This is a genomic window from Candidatus Flexifilum breve (assembly GCF_016713355.1).
Map to the genome: position 1 here is coordinate 163,912 of NZ_JADJPI010000018.1, position 19,284 is coordinate 183,195.

Consider the following 19,284-nt stretch of genomic DNA (forward strand, 5'->3'; position numbering starts at 1 on the left):
GGCGCACCTGTGGGTAGTAGTTATCGGCGGTCGCTGAGTTCTGACAAATAGGGGCGCACGGCCGTGCGCCCCTACAAATCGCTGGGTTCAGTTAGATTTCCTCCCCTCAATCTCCGCTCGGAGAGGGGTTGGGGGTGAGGTTAGATTCTACAGCCGTTCGGAGACCAGCTTGGCCTGCGTGAACAGCAGTAGGTAGTCCGGGCCACCCGCCTTGCTGTCCGTGCCGCTCATGTTGAAACCGCCGAACGGATGCGCGCCGACCATCGCGCCGGTGCATTTGCGATTGAAGTACAGGTTGCCGACGTGGAATTCGCGGCGCGCGCGTTCCAGTCGCTGGCGGTTGAGGCTGAACAACGCGCCCGTCAGGCCGAATTCGGTGCTGTTGGCAATCTGCAGCGCGTGGTCATAGTCGCTGGCGCGGACGCAGGCCAGCACCGGCCCGAAGATTTCTTCCTGCGCGATGCGCGCGTTGCCGTCGACATCTCCGAAGATCGTCGGCGGGATGAAGTAGCCCTTGTCCGGCGTATCCATCGGCGACCCGCCCAACAGCAGCTTGCCTTCCTGCGTGCCGAGTTCGATGTAATCGAGAATCTTCTTGAACGAATTCGCATCCACGACCGGGCCCTGATCGATCCACGCGGACGTATCCGGCGCGCCGACCGTCAGCTTGCTCGCCAGTTCGACCGCCCGCCCGACCACCTGCTCGTAGACCGAATCCACGATGATGGCGCGCGACCCCGCCGAACACTTCTGCCCCTGGAAGCCGAAGGCGCTCTGCACAATGCCGACCGATGCCGCTTCGAGGTTGGCCGTTTCGTCGACGACGACCGCGTCCTTGCCGCCCATTTCGAGGATGGTGCGCTTGAGCCACAGTTGACCGGGCTTGGTCTGTCCGGCCTGCTCGAACAGGCGCAAACCGACTTCCTTCGACCCCGTGAAGGCGATGAAGCGCGTCTGCGGGTGCTCGACCATGTGCGCGCCGATCACTGAGCCTTTGCCGGGCAGAAAGTTGAGCACGCCGAGCGGAATGCCGCTCTCCCAGAAGAGTTCGCAAATCTTCGCCGCGATCCAACTGCTCGGCTCCGCGGGCTTAAAGCAGACCGTGTTGCCCGTCACCAGCGCCGCCGCCGTCATGCCCGTGGCGATGGCGTTGGGGAAGTTCCACGGCGAAATCACCACACCAACGCCCAACGGAATGTAATACAGTCCATTCTGTTCGCCGGGGTACGGGATAAGCATCTCGCTGCTGTCCGCGATGCGCAGCGCTTGCCGCGCGTAATATTCGAGGAAGTCAATCGATTCGGAGGTATCCGCGTCGGCTTCCGCCCACGACTTACCGACTTCCAGCACCATCACGGCGTTGAATTCTTGCTTACGGCGGCGCATCTCGCCCGCCGCGTGCAGAATGTAGCCTGCACGTTCCTGCACCGGGACGTACTGCCACGTCTTGAAGGCTTCAGCCGCCGCCTTGATCGCCTGTTCGGCGTGTTCAATGCCGAGCTTCGGGAAACGTGCTACCACTTCCGCCGGACGCGCCGGATTGATCGAGACGAAGCCTTCGCCGTTCCAGATTTCCTGACCGTTGATAACCGCTGGCAGCTCTCGACCCAGCTCCGCTTTGACCTTGACCATGGCCTTTTCGAAGGCGGCGCGGTTCTCGGGCAGCGTGAAATCGGTCAGTGCTTCATTGCGGAATGGTGTCAACATTGAGATCCCCTTTGTGTATTTTGGTTTCTTTACGAAAAATTCACAAAATTAATGACATTTGTCAATTCTATTTTGCAGACTTTGGGCGTATTATAACAACATGAAGCAATCACCTTAACAATAGAGCGCGATGAGTGACCCGTGTGGACACCGTTTTCACGTCGTAGATACCCTGCACCCACATCTCTGCTGCATGGAAGCCCCATCGTAGCTGACATCACACACCCAAAGCAGCCACATCGCAGCCACGTCGCTGAAACATCACACTCACATCGCAACGAGCGCGGCACATCATCACTCGCTGAGCACCCTGACATCGCAGACCACATTGTACATGGCAACTCGCTGAACTCAAGCCGCCATTCACACAGGTCGCACATCCCGCTCTATTGTTAAGCCATCGCAGCAGCATTTCGTAGGGACGAGGCATGCCTCGTCCTTTTCGATTCTCGGCGCCTACTCACTCCGGTTGATAATCCTCACAGATGATGACGATCTGCTGCCCCTGATAGCGCGTGAGCACCAGCGTGCGCGACTCGCTGCCCTTCAGCTTGAGCTGTGGGATGAGCGTCTCCGGCGTGACCGCCGTGCCGCGCTTCTTGACGGTCACCGTGCCGACATTGCGTTCGCGCAGATACGCCTTGAGCTTCTTGCCATTGAACGGCATCCAGTCGAGGATGCGCCACGCCCGCACCCACGGCGACTCCGGCTTGGTATCCGTTGTGAAATAGGCAATCGATTCGTCGAGCTGCGTCCCATTGAACTTGAGCGCCGCATCGGCGACCAGCCCCGCCCGAATGAGCGCGGGATCGGGTTCGATCAGCCATGCATGCGGCTCACTGATGGAAACTGGCGGCATGTCCCCTGTTATGACCCAATGCAAGTCGGCGTCCTCGGTGAGCAACCATGCCCAGTCCGAATGATCGAGGCCATCTAATCCCCAGTAACTGAGCGTCGCCTCTTTCAGATCACCGTGTACCGAGACGAAATGCAAGGACGCGCCGCGTGCCAGCCACGGTTGAACTTGCTCCCGCTGAAGCCCCGGTGACAGTTTGACCGCCCACGGACCGAGCGTAAAGCGATCAATGACAGAGAGCGGCGGGGTGTATTTTTCGACATTATAGATGCGGTTCCCATGCTCATCCCGGCGGGCGGGATCGAAAAACGCCATCGCGTAATTTTCTGGCACGAGTGTAGTGATGTCGGATTCTTCGATGCGCGCCACGAGACCCAAAGCCGCGAGGTTGAGGCGTGCCATCTCAGCCCGTATTGGGTCGATGTCGTAGCCGATGACAGAAAAACCCGCCGCTGCTAAGGCCGCGGTATCACTGCCGATACTGCAGCACAAATCGAGCATCGGATAAGGCGTATCCGACTTGATCCACACCCGCGAGCGCCAGCGTCGAACCAGCGGATCGCTGGCCTGTTCGAGCGCGTCGCGGGTGAAAAACATCCTGCTCGCATCCGCGCCGAACTTGTCGACCGCCTTGACGCGCAGCCGCGCCAGTTCCAGCGCCGCGCCCGCCCGCTCCGCCGAGAGATCGCGCCGCAGGGACGTGATCAGGCGCAGCGTGTGGTCGTCGGACAGGTTCTCGCCCGCCAGCCGCGCCAGCACCCGCTCGCCCTCCGGCGACGCCAGCCACTCGACCGACTCAAGGGTGAACATTGACCGCACCCCCTTGCCCTCTCTCCGGGTGGAGAGGGGGATCAATGCGGCGATCCCAAAGTCCCCTCTCCCTCTGGAGAGGGGATTTAGGGGTAGGGTTGGATTCTTTGCGCCCCTCTCCCCGCTTGCGTGGGAGAGGGGTCGGGGGTGAGGGGTAATTACTCATCCGGCTTTTCCGCCGTTTGCGGATCGATCACGCGGAAGCTGACCTCCAGCCCGGCGACGCGTTCCAGCGACGGATTGAGCAGCACATGCGTCGCCCAGCCCGCGACCGTATCGCGCTTGAACTTGGCCACCTTGTTGACGCCCGCAATCCACCCGCTGAGCACGGCGGGCTGCATAAAGCTGACCGACTTGGGCAGACTGGTGAACGCCAGCAGTACATCGCCGATGCCCACCGCCTCCCAGTGGATCGCTTCTTCGGGGCGCATCGCCCACATGGGCTTATTCGGCGTCTGCTTGATGAGCAGATACACGTAGCGCCCGCGATAGGTGTTCATATCCAGTTCCGCCGCATCCTGATCCGAGGCCACGCGGATGCGTTCGAACGTATCGTCGGTGGTGTGCGGCTTCTCGCCGCGCAGCAGCACACCGACCGGGAGCACACCATCGAGCGGCGTCGCCACTTCGACCGCCGTCTCCACCAAGATGCGATGAAAGCCCGCGTTTTCCAGCACTTCGACGTGTTTGGCGCGCGCTTCGCCCTCGCTGGTCACAGCGATCAAGCGTCCGCCGGGACGCAGCACCCGCCGCGCCGTCGCGAGGAACGGCGCGTCCACCACGCGGTCAAACGCGACCACCGCGTCCACGCTGTTATCGTCGGCGGGCACGGCGGTGATCACGTCGAGGTCCGCGCGCGCTTCACTGAGGATCGCGCCAATCGCGCCACCGTTCAGGTCGAGCAGTTCGAGCAGCGCGGCGCTCGGCGGCAGATGCTTGGCGATCGCTTCGATGAGCGGGCGTTCGTACAACGTCATGCTGCGCTTAGCGCCGCCCCGAACCCGCTTTGTTCGCGGCTTCGATCAGCGCGACGACTTCTTCCCACTCTTCGCGGTAGAAATGCAGCGTCACCGCGCCCAGTTCCACGTGGTAGACCATTTCACCATCGTTTTCGCGGGACAGCCATGCGGCATAGCTTTCGGTTTCCGCCAGCGTCTCGACATTCACATCATCATTATTCGACATGGTTTATCCTCCATAAATAGGTGCAGATTTGCCCATCGTTCCTCCGCTCTCCCCGCTTGCGTGGGAGAGGGGTCGGGGTGAGGGGGTCGAGCTTCACTAGTCTGCTATTTTAGCGCGTTGTCCCCGGCTTGACAGCCGCTTGATTTCGCCGCGCAGCCGTTCGACCACTCCGAGCGGTCGAGTTTTGACAGACGGCGGTGGCGGGAACGGATCTCGATCCATCAGCTTGCCGTAGAAATACTGCGCGAACACGCGGATCGAGGCGATCACCGGGGCGGCGAGCAGCACACCGAGCAGCCCGGCGATATTCGCGCCCACGATCACCCCTACGAGAATGACCACCGGGTGTAGATTGAGCGAATCGCCCATCACGCGCGGCACGAGGAAAATGTTCTCGATATTCTGGATCATGACCCACACGAGGATCACGACCAGCATGAAGGTCGCGCCGGACAGGAACGGCAGCGTCGCCGACTGCGAGAAGAGCGCGAACAGCGCCGCCGGGATGAGCGCGATCAGCGGGCCAATGTTCGGGATCAACTCGGTGATGCCCGCAATCAGCGCCAGCATGGGCGCGTTGGGCACGCCGAGCAGCAGCGCCGCGATCAGCACGAGGATGCCAATTGACAGACACAGGATCAACTGCCCGCGCAGGTAATCATTCCATACTTCTTTGAGTTCAAACAGGATGCGCCGAACATCGCCGCGATACGACTCTGGCGTGACGCCGACCAACCCATTGGTGAATTTGTGCGCGTCGCGAATCAGGTAGAAGACCAGCGTGAGCAGAAACACGACGTTGAGCACACCCGTGAACGTCCGCCCGACCACGCTGAAGGCCGGCCCCGCCAGCGACGAGACAAAACCGCGCAGCGTGCCGAGCAGATCGATGCTTTCCAGCGGCACAAACTCCGCGCCCTCCGACGAGCCGAGCGCCGCGCGAATCTCATCCAGCGGGATGAGCGGCACACCGTTGAGAATAATGGGTTCACCGCGAAAGGTGATCGGCTGGCTGAGCAAGGCTTCGAGATCGGTTTGCAGGCGGTCGATGAAAGCGGGAAATTCGGTGGCGAAGTCGCGGAACTGGTTGAAGATCACGGGGAAGATCACCAGCAGCACCAGCGCCAGCAAGACCAGCACGATGACGAATGTCAGCAGAATGGCGGGGGCGCGACCACCGGAGAGAAAGCGCTGAATCAGCGACGTGAGCGGGCTGAGCAGGAAGGCCAGCACGGTCGCCACGACGACGATGGGCAGAACGTCGAGCACCTGCCACAGCACAATCCCGACGAGCGCCAGCAGAATCAGGCTGACAATGCGCTTGGTGGCGGACGACCACGGCGGCGAACTTACGGGCGGGGGCGACGAGATGACGGTCATACGGGGCGCTCCTGTTGAGTGACATGAGAACGTGCATCACTCTATTCTAACCCGAATGACTGCGCGACGTCGCGCTCTCACCCCTGCGCGAGATAGGCTTTCAGCTCAGCAACCAGCAGTTAGCGACGTTTGACGCGGCGCAAGTTCAGCGCTACAACCGTGCTGCGTATTAAGCTATAGGCTGTTCCAAAATAGTCATTGATTGGAGAGAAACTTGGATTACGTGCGCTTAGGTTCAACCGGGATGAAAGTTTCGCGCGTCTGTCTGGGCTGTATGGGTTTTGGCGACGCGACCCGCTGGGTTCACAAGTGGGTGCTTGATGAGGAAAACAGCCGTCCGATCATCCAGTATGCGCTCGAACTGGGGATCAACTTTTTTGATACCGCCAACATCTACTCGATTGGTCGGAGCGAGGAAATCCTCGGGCGGGCGTTGAAGGACTTCGCCAAGCGCGACGACGTGATCATTGCAACGAAGTTACACGGCAAAATGCGTGAAGACCCGAATGGATCGGGGCTGTCGCGCAAAGCAATTCTGAGTGAGATTGACCACAGCCTGCGCCGCCTAGGGACCGATTATGTCGACCTGTACCAGATCCACCGCTGGGACTATGAAACCCCCATCGAGGAGACACTCGAAGCCTTGAACGATCTCGTTCGGGCGGGCAAAGTGCGGTACATCGGCGCTTCCGCGATGTGGGCGTGGCAGTTTCAAAAGGCACTCTATACCAGCGATCAACATGGCTGGACGCGCTTCGTCTCGATGCAGGATCACCTTAACCTCATCTACCGCGAGGAAGAGCGGGAAATGCTGCCGCTCTGTCGTGAGGAAAAGATCGGCGTGATCCCTTACAGCCCCTTGGCCTCTGGTCGCCTGACGCGTGACAGTGCAACCGAGAGCACCTTGCGTTCAGAAACGGATCAGATTGCGAAGAGCAAATACGATAAGACGGCTCAGACCGACCAGCACATCATTGATCGTGTGGCCGAACTTGCTGATCAGCACGGCGTGCCCCGCGCGCACATTGCGCTGGCGTGGCTGCTGCAAAAAGATCCTGTAGCCGCCCCCATCGTCGGCGCGACGAAACTGGGTCATCTCGACACAGCCATCGGCGCGCTGGCGCTCAAGCTCACTGCCGATGAGGTCGCCTACCTCGAAGAACCATATATCCCGCATACGATCGTCGGGCATCAGTAAGGCCCAACGTCCAAACAAAAAACGCGCCATCGAGTGATCGATGGCGCGCTCCATTTTACTCCACCTAGCTAGGCGGCGCAGTTTCCCCCTCTCCCAAGGGAGAGGGGCTAGGGGTGAGGCTTAGTCGCGGGGAGGACGTCCGCCGCGATCACCACGTTCGCTGGGGCCGCTGCGGTCGTTGAAGCGACGTTCGCCGCCGCGATCCCCCACCGCCGCCACCGCCCACGGCGATCACCGCCGCCACCGCCGCGCCGGTCACCACCACCACCGCCGCTCGGGCGCTTGTCGCGGCTGCGCGCTTCTTCCGCCGTCCAGCCCTCAAGCACGGCCTGACGGCTCAGGCGCACCTTGCCATCCGGCGAGACGTCGGTCACCATGACCATGATCTCGTCGCCGAGGCTGACTTCGTCTTCCGGCGAATTCACGCGGTAGTCGGCCAGCTGCGAAATGTGCACCATGCCGTCACGACCGGGCAGGAATTCGACGAACACACCGTAGGATTCGATGCGCGTCACCTTGCCGGTGTACACGCGCCCGATTTCGGCGTCTTCGGTCAGGCCGCGGACTTCGTCCAGCGCCTTGTTGACGGTCGAGGCGTCCGGCCCGGCGATGAACACCGTACCATCTTCTTCGATGTCGATCTTGACGCCCGTGCGTTCCTGAATGCCGCGGATGGTCTTGCCACCGGGCCCAATCACCGCGCCAATCTTGTCCTGATTGATCTTGATCGTTTCCATACGCGGCGCGAATTCGCTCAGTTGGCCGCGCGGCGCGGGGATTGCCTGCTGGATCAGGTCGAGGATCTGCATACGCGCGTCCTTGGCCTGCGCCAGCGCCTGCGCCATGACCTCATCGCTCACACCGGTGATCTTGATGTCCATCTGCAGCGCCGTGATGCCCTGCGCCGTCCCGGCAACCTTGAAGTCCATATCACCGAGGTGATCTTCCAGACCCTGAATGTCGGTCAGGACGGCGATTTTCTCGCCTTCCTTGATCAAGCCCATGGCGATACCCGCCACCGGACGCTTGATCGGCACGCCCGCATCCATCAACGCCAGCGTGCTGCCGCACACACTCGCCATCGACGTGCTGCCGTTGGAGCTGAGCACTTCGCTGACCAGTCGAATCGTGTAGGGGAACGCATCTTCGTCGGGGATCATCGAACGGAGAGCGGCTTCCGCCAGCGCCCCGTGACCGATCTCACGACGCTTCGGGCCGCGCAGCGGCTGCACTTCGCCCGTGCTGAAGGGCGGGAAGTTGTAGTGATGCAGGTAGCGCTTGTTGTCTTCCGGGCTGAGCGTGTCGAGCATCTGCGAGTCGCGCGGCGAACCGAGCGTCGCGACGGTCAGCACCTGCGTCTGCCCACGCTTGAACAGGCCAGAGCCGTGCACGCGCGGCAGGATGCCGACTTCCGCCGCCAGCGGGCGGATCTGCGTGTGGTTGCGGCCATCGGGACGGATGCCATCGTCGACGATGCGGCGGCGCACTTCGTCGCGGATGACTTCCGAGAAAATTTCGCGCACGTCGCGCAGGGCGACGAGGTCTTGCGGCTCGCGTTCCTGCTCGTCTTCGAGGACGGTGTTCTTTTCCTGATATTCCGCGACCAACTGCTCGCGCAGCATCTCGAGCGCTTCGTTACGGCCCGCACGGTCGGTCGTCTCGGCGATGACCTTGCGCACGCCTTCGGTGCTCTTTTCGCGCACCGCGCTGATGAGCGCGTCGTCCAGCTTGGCCGCCACATACGGCGACTTCGGCTTGCCGATTTCTGCCACCATCTGCTTTTGCAGTTCGATGATCGGCTGAATCGAGTCATGCGCCAGCTTGAGCGCGCGCAGCATGGTCTCTTCGTCGACTTCTTCAGCCGCGCATTCCACCATGTTGATCGCGTGCGCCGTGCCCGCCACGCGCAGGTCGAGGCTGCTGTTTTCCATCATCTGGATCGTCGGGTTGACGACCAGTTCGCCGTCGATCAAGCCGATGCGCACCGCGCCGACCGGACCGCCCCAGGGAATGTCCGAGATCATCACGGCGGTGCTGGCGGCGATGATGCCGAGCATGTCGATGTGATTTTCCTGATCATGCGCGAACGCCGTCAGAATCAACTGCACTTCGTTGCGCATGTTCTCCGGGAACAGCGGGCGCAGCGGGCGGTCGATGACGCGCGAGGTCAAAATCGCCTGTTCCGAAGGCCGACCCTCGCGCCGGAAGAAGCTGCCGGGGATACGACCAGCAGCATACAATTTTTCTTCGTAGTCCACGCTGAGCGGGAAGAAGTCAATGCCTTCGCGCACGTGTTTGCTCATCGTCGCCGTTGCGAAAATGACCGTTTGCCCGATCTGTACGGTGACCGCCGCGCCCGCTTGTTCCGCGAAACGTCCCGTCTCGATGATGATCTCTTTATCTGCGATCATCGTCGAGTAACGCCGGACGTCACCCATGACACCCACCATATGTTCACCCTCTCTATAAACGCGACATGCCCTGTGTTCAGAAACTGGAGAGCATCGTCAAACCCACGAGGAGTTTAACGAGAGACTCCAATTCCCGCGCCACAGGGCATGCTCAAAAACCCATCGGGGCGGACTGCCGCCCCGTTTGCAACCTGTTGTGTAACCGCAGATCCTAACGGCGCAGCCCTAAACGCTGCAGCACCGCCTGATACGCTTCCGGATCGGTATCGCTCAAGTACTTGAGATGACGCCGACGCTGACCGACCAGCTTCAGCAGCCCACGGCGCGAATGCTGATCCTGCTGGTGAATCTTCAAATGCTCGGTCAACTGCTGGATACGCTGCGTCAAAAGGGCGATCTGGACTTCCGGCGAACCGGTATCCTTCTCGTGTCGACCGAAACCGCCGATGATCGTGTTCTTTTCGTCTTTGGAAAGAGGCATTCTGTCCCTCAATTGTCACCAGACAAGTCGGACAACCAGACTTGTCGGTCATCAGTACACTAAGGGCATTATAGCAAAGCGCCAAATTGAACACAATCCTAGATAAAAACGATCATTCTTACCGCGTAACGTCTTCCCTCGCCTAAAGGCGCGGGGAAAACAACCTCACCCCCAGCCCCTCTCCTAAAGGCGAGGGGAGACGTACTGGCTTTGAAGTCCCCTCGCCCTTGGGAGAGGGGATTTAGGGGTGAGGTTAACTCACAATCTCCGCCAGCAGCTTGGGGTCGATGTTGCCGCCGCTGAGCACGAGCACCGTGTTCTGCTGCACAGGGAGCTCGTCCCGGTGCGCCTGCCACACGGCGAACGGGATCGCGCCGGACGGCTCGATCACCAGCTTGCCCTGCAGCGCCAAGCGCCGCACCGCCGCGCGGATTTCGGCTTCACTGACCGTGACGATCTTATCGACATACGCGCTGATGTGCTCGTAATTCAGCGGCCCAATGCTGACCGTGCGCACGCCGTCGGCAATGGTGCGGTTGGTATCGGTCGCCGCCCATTCGACGACATGCCCTTCGCGCACCGATTGCTGCGCGTCCGCCGCCAGTTCCGGTTCCACGCCGATCACCTTGACCGTTGGTTTGAGCGACTTAATCGCCGTCGCCACCCCCGAGATGAGCCCGCCGCCGCCGATGGGCACAATCACCTGCTCGACATCCGGGAAATCCTCGAAGATTTCCAGCCCGATGGTTCCCTGTCCGGCGATGATCTGGGGATCGTTGAAGGGATGCACCAGCACCCAGCCCGGTCTCTGATCCATGATACGCTGAGTCACGATTTCGCGCCGCTCGGTCGCCGGATCAAGGAAGACGATCTCTGCGCCATACGAGCGCGTCGCTTCCACTTTGATCGGCGGGGCGTTGTTCGGCATGATGATCACGGCGGGCAAGCCGAGCTGCTTGGCGGAATAGGCCACACCCTGCGCGTGATTGCCGCTCGAATGCGTGATGATCCCCGCGGGGCGTTCTGCCTCCACCAGCGAAGCGATCTTGTTGTACGCGCCGCGCAGCTTAAACGAGCCAATCGGCTGGAAGCTCTCCGGCTTAACGAACGCGCCATCCACGGGGAACAGGCGCGTATGCACGGTGATCCCGCGCAGCCGTTCGCGCGCTTCATAAATCTGTTCGAGGGTCACAAGGGTCATGGGTTTGCCCCCAAAACGTTGTAGTCGGTTCGGATGAGCATTGGCGCATCCACGTATATTTTTGCCGCAATCGGTTATCCCCCTCTCCTGTAGGAGAGGGGCTAGGGGTGAGGTTCGGTTTTACCGTCCGGTCAGGCGCTGCGAGTCCGCGACCAGCGTGACCGTGTGGTGCGTGCGGAACAGGCTGTACTGCCCCGAGCGCCCCGGAATCGGGTTGAGCACGTTCTCGGTCTCCATGATGGAGAACCACAGCGGGAGGCTCCAGCGCGCGCCCGGTTCCGCCGCGCGCACGCTCATCTCGGAGATGAGCATGTTGCGCTCGTACAGGCTGAGCAGCAGGCGGATGAACGCATCACGCTCGCCGACGATCAAGCGGCAGATCTCCGAGTCAAGCACCAGCGAAATCCCCTTGGTGAAGAAGTCGCTTTGCGGGTTCGGGTACTCTTTGACTTCCGCCGAACCGTTTTCGAGCAGGAATTCGACCGCTCGCTGAAACGACATGCCGTTATCGTACTGGCGCAGGCGCTTGTGCAGGCTGCCGAGTGGGCACCATGTGAAGCCGCGGAAGCTGGTGAACTGCTCCACGCTGACCACGACACGGCGCACCATGTCGGCGGTATCGGCTTCCATCTGTTCCAGTTCGGCCAGCGTCACGCCCGCCCAACTGTGATCCGCCTGTTCGGCCTGATTCGGCACGGGCGACGGCTTTTGCTCCGGCAGTTCATAATCCGGGTTGAGCTTGATCACCGGCACGAGGTCTTCCGGATTATGGCGGTGCGGTACCAGTTCCCGCTGCAGGACGCGTTCCCGCACGAGGCAGTCGATCCAGTCCGAACGCCACTGGTCGCTGTAGTTCAGGCCGGGGCGTTCCAACTCGCGATCCATCGCCAGCCCCTTGAGCAGGAAGCCGTAGTTCACGTATTCCCACCCGCGCACGTTGAGCGTGTTCATCACACGCAGCACAATGCGGTCGCGGATGAGCAGCGTCTTCTCGACGATCGGGTGACCGAGGTCGAGCACGAGGCGGTTCGGCCCACCGAGCGTGCGCACGATACCGAGCGAGATCGCCTGAGCGACCAGGTCTTCGCCGCGCGCCTTCGACACGACCGCGCTGACATCCACCAGTTGATCGATCAACTGCTGGCGCGTGAGCACGTCGCTGTCCAACTGCTGCGAGCAGCGGTCAAACTGCACGACCACGCTCGACCACTGCGACGGCGTGAACCCGGCGGGCGAACCGTCGTCGTTCGTCGCCATCGACGCGAGACTGAGCGATTGATGCGTCTGCAAATCGGTGAAATCTTCAACGTATTCGATGAAGATGTTGCTGTTGTTCTCCAGTTGGCGGCTGGTGCTGCCGTGTACCGCCCACAGGATGACCGTCTTGTTGCGCGTGCGCAGCGTGTTGATCACTTCGTTGAAGTCGCGGTCACCGCTGGCGACGATATAGACATCCGCCGCGTCGCTGTGCCCGGAATCCGTGATGATGTCCTTGGCGATGCGCATGTCGGCGCTGTTCTTGCCGGGCAGGTTAAACACCGGGTCGATGTTCGCCATAGCGAGTCGGCTCGGCGCGTCGTCGGCGACTTCGCGCCCGGACGTGTCGGTGAGCGGCGGCAAACTGCCCCGCTGCCCCCACGGCGCGTACGCGGCCATCTTGACGACCTGACCGTGCACCTTCGCCTGCCGGCTGAAGCTTTCAATCAGCGAGTCGAGGTTGACGACGTAGCCCTGTTCGTTCAGGCTGATGGCGATGTTCTCGAAGTCGATGTACACCGCGACGTTCTTCGTCTGCTGGATGCCGAGCAGCGTTTCCAGCGGCTGAAAGATCACGTCGTCGGCGAATTCTGTGCCTTCGAGCACATCATCCGACCCCCACATGCGAATGCGGGCGCTGCGCGTCGTCTTGACGCGGCGCACCAGCGGCACGAGATCCGGGTTGGTGGTCGCCAAAATCAGTTCGTCGACCGGTTCGGGGTCGAACGAGAAGTAATGCATAATCAGCGCGTCGGCCAGGCTTTCACGACGCGGAATATCAAACGTGTCGTAGCCCGCCGCCTTGAAGACATACTGCGGGTCTTTGGCTGCCCCCGCGCGACCGCCTTTCTGGCGGTGCGTCTTCCAGTTCGCCGCGGCCACTGCCCGCAGACGATCCGCGCTCATCAGCCCCGCAGCGAGCGCTGCCCCGCCGCGTAAACCCACGGCGAGTTCTTGTAAATCGACCGAAATACCGCGATTACGAAAATGCGCGAGTAAGTCGTCTACATCTACGATCAAATAAGCTGCCATTATCCTTACCTAAAAACGCATATACCACCTGAACCTGCTGGCTCGGTGGTAGGTTTAGACCCGCGAGACGCGGAGAAAGAGTCAAGTTGTGGTCGGGAAGCGAGATTGCTGAAAAGATAACGTTCCCAATTTGTGCCAATTTTATCAAACTGTCGACTGGTTATCAAGCAGATCGCTCTCGGAATATAACAATTTCAATAACATTATTATACAAGCTAAACATCGAATCCCATTTAGTTCCAGTTTAAATCAGTCTAAGTACAACCATAATAGTAGGTGAGACCTCCAGTCCCCGTGAGGCGGTATAGGATTCAGTCGAAATGAGCTACTGAAATTACTATACACGGATTTTTATGACTTGTCTCTATAAATTCTCTATGAAAAAAACAAGGGTTTATTCGTGCGTCACATCACAAGCGGTGGGCACAAGGTCAAAAACCCAAGAACTAGGGGGTTGTAGTCTGTGAGGAAAACAAGCCCCTCTTTTTAGGAAGAGGAGCCGTTGAACGAACCGCAGCGACTTTGTGCTGCATCCGGTAACGAGCCGAATACTGGGTTGTAGGGGCGCACGGCTGTGCGCCCCTACGAGTACTCTTCTCTCATTTGCAAACACTTGCCGGACGCAATACTGAGATGGGAACGCTCGGGTCTAATACGCCTTGGCAAACAGGGCGACACGATCCGCCGGACGTCCGCTGTAAAAGCAGGTGCCCGAGCCACCCGGTTGATCGAGCGGGTAGCAGCGGTGCGTCGCGCCGATCTCCGCCTTGATCGCCAGTTCTTCGTCGTCTGTCCCCGCCCACCAGCCGCGCGCGAAGCCGCCCTGTTCGACGACCGCCTTGAGTTCATCGTACGACTTCACGTCGAAGATGTTGGCGTCGCGGAATTCGGTCGCCTGCTGAAGCATGTTCGCCTGAATTTCCACCAGCAGATCCCGAATGCTGGCGCTGATGTTGTCCTGTGACAGCACGCGCTTGCCCTCTTTGCCGGGCTTGTCGCGCCGCGCCGCGACGACAGCGTTGTTCGCCACGTCGCGCGGGCCGAGTTCAAGGCGCACGGGCACGCCGCGCATTTCCCAGTCATTGAACTTGAAGCCGGGTTGATAGTCACGGGCGTCGACATGCACGCGGATATCATGGGCGACCAGTTCGCGTTTCAACCGTTCGACGTTTTCCATGACCACACCGCGATCATCCTCCGTCTTGAAGATCGGCACGATCACCACCTGATACGGGGCGAGCCGCGGCGGCAGGCGCAAGCCCTTGTCATCGCCGTGCGCCATGACCACCGCCCCGACCATCCGGGTGCTCATACCCCACGAGGTCGTCCAGCAGAATTGACGCTGGTTGTTTTCGTCTACAAACTGAATCTCGAAGGCTTTGGCAAAATTCTGGCCGAGGTTATGGCTCGTGCCGCATTGCAGCGCCTTTTTGTCGCCCATCATGCCTTCGATGCTGAACGTGCGCAGCGCGCCCGCAAAGCGTTCTTTGTTGCTCTTCAGCCCCTTGATGACGGGGATCGCCGCCTCGTTGATCGCTACATCGGCGTACACGTCGAGCATCTGCATCGTTTCGGCTTCAGCTTCGGCTTGGGTGGCGTGCGCAGTATGGCCTTCCTGCCACAGGAATTCCATCGTGCGCAGGAACGGGCGCGTACGCATTTCCCAGCGCACTACGTTCGCCCACTGGTTCATGAGCAGCGGGAGGTCGCGGTACGACTGAATCCACTTCTTGAAAGCATCGCCAATGATCGTCTCCGAGGTCGGGCGCACGACGTAGGGCTCTTCCAGCTCTTTCCCGCCGCCGATGGTCACGACCGCGAGTTCCGGGCTGAAGCCTTCGACGTGTTCAGCTTCGCGTTCGAGGAAGCTTTTCGGAATGAAGAGGGGGAAGTAGGCATTCTGATGTCCGGTCGCCTTGAAGCGGCGATCCAGCGCACCCTTGATGCCCTCCCACAGTTCGTAGCCATACGGCTTGATGATGATGCAGCCGCGAACGGGCGACTGGGCCGCCAAATCAGCGCGGTAGACGATCTCGTTGTACCACTCAGAAAAATCCTCGCGCGGGGAAGTTAACGCTTGCGACGACATGCACGCTCCTCGATCTCTTGTAGGGACGAGGCAGGCCTCGTCCTGTCATTACCCCATACTCTTATGGTGAGCAATCTTACCCTCTCCGCGCCGTTTTCTCCACCTTGAACCTTTATGAACCGTGAGGTGCGGCGCTCAGTTGAGTGCTCGAAAGAACGCCAAGAACTGATGTAGGGGCGCACCGATGTATGCGCCCGAAAATGGTCAGACACATCGGTCTGCCCCTACACGAAGATTTTCGAGAATCTACTTCAGTTGAGTGCGCGAAGTCATCATAACCGGGTTTGAACAGTGACCGGCGCGAGCCGGCTACTTGTTGCACTTATCCAAAGGGTACCGCAATAAACATGACTATAAATAAATACAATATATAGACAAACATTTACTTGTGCGAATATTTACTTGACTGTACAGTGGACAAAGCACTTACGTACACACTACATCTTCATAGGAGAACGCAAATGCTTTTCAGCAAACGTGCAGCACTTATGTTATTGATCATTGTGGTTATGGGAGCCTTTGGGACCGTATATGCCGCATCCAGCGGCAGCTTCGTCTTTGATTATGCGGGCGATCCTGTGGATAATGCCGACGGTCCACAATATGACATTACGCTCAGCGGCCCGACCGATGATGACGGGATCTGTGACTGGGTGGTCATGGTCATGTTTGATGCCAATGGCGTCGTGGTCGACGCTGACCCATACTGTGTTAACCCGGGTACCGGGATTGGCTCGGACGATGGTGATTACGGTGCTGTTTTTACTTCGACCAGCCGTCCAATCACGTATTCGCTGTTTGATGTCGACGGGGCTGAGGCGTCCGCGTTAGTTCTGATCTCTCAGAGTGACCCGGCCTATGTAGCCTATCTCCAAGCCAACGGCACGTGTCTCGATGAAGATTACGAGGACGTGTCCTCCGACCTCACTGGTTTGCCGAGCGCAGCACCGTTTGTCGTGTGCGGTACCGCAGCCGTCGTCGGCGATGTGTGCAATCTGGCGATTCCGGCTGGTTCGGTGGTCGGTTCTGCTCCGCTGGGTGCACAGGTCTATTACAGCCCCGGCAACATCACCAACATCACGCTCAACCCCGGCACGTATATTGTCGTCGGGCAGGATTCGACCGAAACCTATTATAAGGTTGTGCTCGCCTGCCAATTCCTGTGGGTGCTCAAGAACACCATGGAACCGAGCTATCTGCCTCCACAGAATGGGACGCCACTCCCCACGACCATTGTCAATTAGCTAAATTGGTTTGGCACGCTGAAGGCGGTTGCCCCGTCTTCAGCGTGTCGTCTTTCCGTCTTTGCGCTGACTCTTTTCTTCGTCCTAGTCTTTCTTTTCGTCGCTGTCTTGATCCCACACGCGCCCATAATTGATCTTGAGTTTATCCATGACGGCCTGCTCTAAGTCAATGCCGCTGATACTGGCGATTTGCAGCAGGTAGAGCAGCACGTCGGCCAGTTCGCCGGGGAGTTCGTCGGCGTTGCGCGGCTGCTCACCCCATTGGAACAATTCGAGCACTTCGCTGGCTTCCAAGACCAGCGACACCGCGAGGTTGCGCGGCGTCTGTGGGCGCTTAGTATCCTCACGGTACCAGCCTTTCGCCTCCACAAAGGCGTGCATGTGTTCCGTCAGCGTTTTGATGTCCATGCTTACCCCTCTACCCGGATCGTCCCGACAATCGCCGCGTCTTCGATGCTGCCAAATGACAACCGCTCCCCGGTCGCACTGTTATACACGCCCAGCGCGATCCGGTACTCGCCCGGTTGGGCGGGAACAGGCAAATCATAATGCAGGATCAGCGTCTCGTCATCCCGCCACAACGGCGGCGGATAGGACGGGCAGATCGGGCGGTCGGCCTGCGTGATCAGCCGCGTTTCGTAGAACGGATAGGTGTGCAGAAACAACGTATACGCCTCGTCAACCGGCCCAACCCGCCGCAGCGCCACATCAAGGCTGATCGTCCCGCCGACGCGCACGACTGATGGGATGAAACTCGCTAAGCGGGCGGCAATTCGTTCGCCGAACGTCGCCTGTGCGGCGAATGGAACCGTCTCCGGCGCCGTCATCACCAGCGTGTACTGCGGTGCCTCGCTCGCCTCCTCGGTGACGGAGACAACCTCGCGCCACTGCGCCAACTGCGCGGCCAGATCGCCCTCGTAGGCGTCTAGTGCGAAGTACGTGCCGCCCAGCGTGGTCAGCGGCAGGCAGTCGACCGATTTAAAAGCCGCCACCGGACGGTCGCCTAACCTCCACTCACGGAAGCGCAGCACGGGGTGATCAGCGGTGAAGGGCGCGAAATACACGGGTGCTTCGCTTGGCGTGTTTGCCGCGATCTCGTCAATGCCCGCATACAGATGCTGTTCCATCGGCATGTAGAGGTCGTCGCTCGTCACCCACGCTTGAAAATCGCGTGCCGAGTTCAGCCCCGCCCAGAGGATCAAGCCCGCGGGTATCAGCCCCGCCCAGAATACTGGACTGAGGACTGAGGACTGAGGGCGGTGTAGGGACGAGGCATGCCTCGTCCTCTGTCCTAGTCGAACAACCAATTGCTGAAGCGCATCTAGTCCCACACCGAGCACCAGCGCCAGCGGCACAATCAGACCAATCGCGCGCAACCATTTGAGCGGCTCGGTGGTCAGCACGGCGGGCGCAACGGAGACGGCAGCCAGTGCCAAGATGAAAAAAACAGCCTCACCCCTAAATCCCCTCTCCCAAGGGCGAGGGGGCTTGAAGTGCGCCGATTTTCTCCCCCTCTCCGCTTGGAGAGGGGGCTGGGGGGTGAGGCCAACACGCAGAGCAAGCAGCGATACGAACAACACCACCAGTCCTACCACGCCGATGATCGCCAGCGGCACATCGAGCAGCGGGCGTCCGCTCAGGTTATACATGGGATCATCCGCGCCGTGACCGACCCACACGTTGAGCCACACGCCGAGGTTGCTGATGAGCGCGTTCAGGTCGCTGATCGCCACCTGATCCAACCGCTGACTAGCTGCGGGCGTCGTCAGCAGGTAGACCACCAGCGGCAGACTGAGCGCAGCAGCGACGAGCATCGTCACAGCGCTGCCCCGCCAGCGGCGCCGATCCACGAGGACGCCGATCAGCAGCAGCCCCAGTGCCAGCGCAATCCAGCCCCGCGCGGCGAAGTAGGTATAGCTCAACGCGCCGAACGCGGCTCCGGTCAGCAGCCAGTGCCTGAGCCGATTGGTGTGCCACGCCAGCCACAGACCGGCAAACGCCAGCGCGCCGATCGTCGGGTACAGCAGCGCGCGAAACGCCAGATGACTGAACAGCACATGCCAGAACAGCGCCCCGAGCGCAGCGACCGTCCACACCGCCACGCGCCGACTGAACAGCACCCGCGCCAACAGCCCCACCGCGGAGAGCGTCAACAGCGAGGTGAAGAAGGCGGTCACGCGCAGCGAAAAGGCATCTGCGCCGAACACCGCCAGCGCGGGCACCTCCCAGTACATCCACAGGGATTCGCGGCCAAAATTGTCAGGGAAGAAGGGTGTGAAACGCGGCTGGTCAATCAGGGAGAGGGCGTCAAGCGCGTAGTAGGCTTCGTCGTAGTGCACCATCCCGCTCATCTGATCGATCCCCGTCGCCCGCAGCGCCGCGCCGAACAGCAGCGCCGCTGTGATCAGGATCAGATACAGTTGTCGGTTCATA

At 60.3% G+C, this 19,284-nt stretch carries 14 protein-coding genes; 2 read left to right on the forward strand and 12 right to left on the reverse strand.

Annotated features, from left to right (window positions below):
• Positions 1-147 precede the first annotated feature (147 nt).
• The 5 genes from pruA to IPK17_RS17045 all read right to left on the reverse strand — a co-directional run bounded on the left by pruA (position 148) and on the right by IPK17_RS17045 (position 5,938).
• Positions 148-1,707, reverse strand: a complete 1,560-nt coding sequence (pruA, locus tag IPK17_RS17025; protein ID WP_343418888.1) for an L-glutamate gamma-semialdehyde dehydrogenase — start codon at positions 1,705-1,707, stop codon at positions 148-150.
• A gap of 460 nt (positions 1,708-2,167) precedes the next feature.
• Positions 2,168-3,373: a class I SAM-dependent methyltransferase gene (locus tag IPK17_RS17030; RefSeq protein ID WP_343418889.1), complete on the reverse strand. Its 1,206-nt coding sequence runs from the start codon at positions 3,371-3,373 to the stop codon at positions 2,168-2,170.
• A gap of 158 nt (positions 3,374-3,531) precedes the next feature.
• Positions 3,532-4,350, reverse strand: a complete 819-nt coding sequence (locus IPK17_RS17035; protein ID WP_343418890.1) for a class I SAM-dependent methyltransferase — start codon at positions 4,348-4,350, stop codon at positions 3,532-3,534.
• 7 nt (positions 4,351-4,357) lie between these two features.
• Entirely contained in the window at positions 4,358-4,558 is a 201-nt protein-coding gene (locus tag IPK17_RS17040) for a hypothetical protein (protein WP_343418891.1), read from the reverse strand.
• Positions 4,559-4,654: 96 nt separating this feature from the next.
• A complete protein-coding gene (locus IPK17_RS17045) occupies positions 4,655-5,938 on the reverse strand; it encodes an AI-2E family transporter (RefSeq protein ID WP_343418892.1) in 1,284 nt (427 codons plus the stop codon).
• Between the two features lie 214 nt (positions 5,939-6,152).
• On the opposite strand from IPK17_RS17045, the gene IPK17_RS17050 reads away from it, so the two are divergent.
• Positions 6,153-7,136: an aldo/keto reductase gene (locus IPK17_RS17050; RefSeq protein ID WP_343418893.1), complete on the forward strand. Its 984-nt coding sequence runs from the start codon at positions 6,153-6,155 to the stop codon at positions 7,134-7,136.
• A gap of 107 nt (positions 7,137-7,243) precedes the next feature.
• Here the strand turns inward: IPK17_RS17050 and IPK17_RS17055 are convergent, their stop codons facing one another.
• From IPK17_RS17055 to proS, 5 genes are all read right to left on the reverse strand, one after another.
• Positions 7,244-9,574 carry a polyribonucleotide nucleotidyltransferase gene (locus IPK17_RS17055; RefSeq protein ID WP_343418894.1) on the reverse strand — a complete coding sequence of 777 codons (2,331 nt, stop codon included), beginning with the start codon at positions 9,572-9,574 and terminating at the stop codon, positions 7,244-7,246.
• 184 nt (positions 9,575-9,758) lie between these two features.
• A complete protein-coding gene (gene rpsO / locus IPK17_RS17060; RefSeq protein WP_343418895.1) occupies positions 9,759-10,028 on the reverse strand; it encodes a 30S ribosomal protein S15 in 270 nt (89 codons plus the stop codon).
• A 253-nt stretch (positions 10,029-10,281) separates the two neighbouring features.
• Positions 10,282-11,229 (reverse strand): threonine ammonia-lyase, encoded by a 948-nt coding sequence (locus tag IPK17_RS17065; RefSeq protein WP_343418896.1) that lies wholly within the window; start codon positions 11,227-11,229, stop codon positions 10,282-10,284.
• Between the two features lie 120 nt (positions 11,230-11,349).
• Positions 11,350-13,518, reverse strand: coding sequence for an NYN domain-containing protein (locus IPK17_RS17070; RefSeq protein ID WP_343418897.1), 2,169 nt, complete (start codon positions 13,516-13,518; stop codon positions 11,350-11,352).
• Between the two features lie 649 nt (positions 13,519-14,167).
• Entirely contained in the window at positions 14,168-15,607 is a 1,440-nt protein-coding gene (proS, locus tag IPK17_RS17075) for a proline--tRNA ligase (RefSeq protein WP_343418898.1), read from the reverse strand.
• A 488-nt stretch (positions 15,608-16,095) separates the two neighbouring features.
• Here proS and IPK17_RS17080 point away from each other — a divergent pair, with 488 nt between their 5' ends.
• Positions 16,096-16,851 (forward strand): hypothetical protein, encoded by a 756-nt coding sequence (locus tag IPK17_RS17080; RefSeq protein ID WP_343418899.1) that lies wholly within the window; start codon positions 16,096-16,098, stop codon positions 16,849-16,851.
• Between the two features lie 84 nt (positions 16,852-16,935).
• Here IPK17_RS17080 and IPK17_RS17085 read toward each other — a convergent pair whose 3' ends face one another.
• Positions 16,936-17,259, reverse strand: a complete 324-nt coding sequence (locus tag IPK17_RS17085; RefSeq protein ID WP_343418900.1) for a nucleotide pyrophosphohydrolase — start codon at positions 17,257-17,259, stop codon at positions 16,936-16,938.
• A 2-nt stretch (positions 17,260-17,261) separates the two neighbouring features.
• Positions 17,262-19,283: an ArnT family glycosyltransferase gene (locus tag IPK17_RS17090; RefSeq protein ID WP_343418901.1), complete on the reverse strand. Its 2,022-nt coding sequence runs from the start codon at positions 19,281-19,283 to the stop codon at positions 17,262-17,264.
• Between the last annotated feature and the right edge of the window lies 1 nt (position 19,284).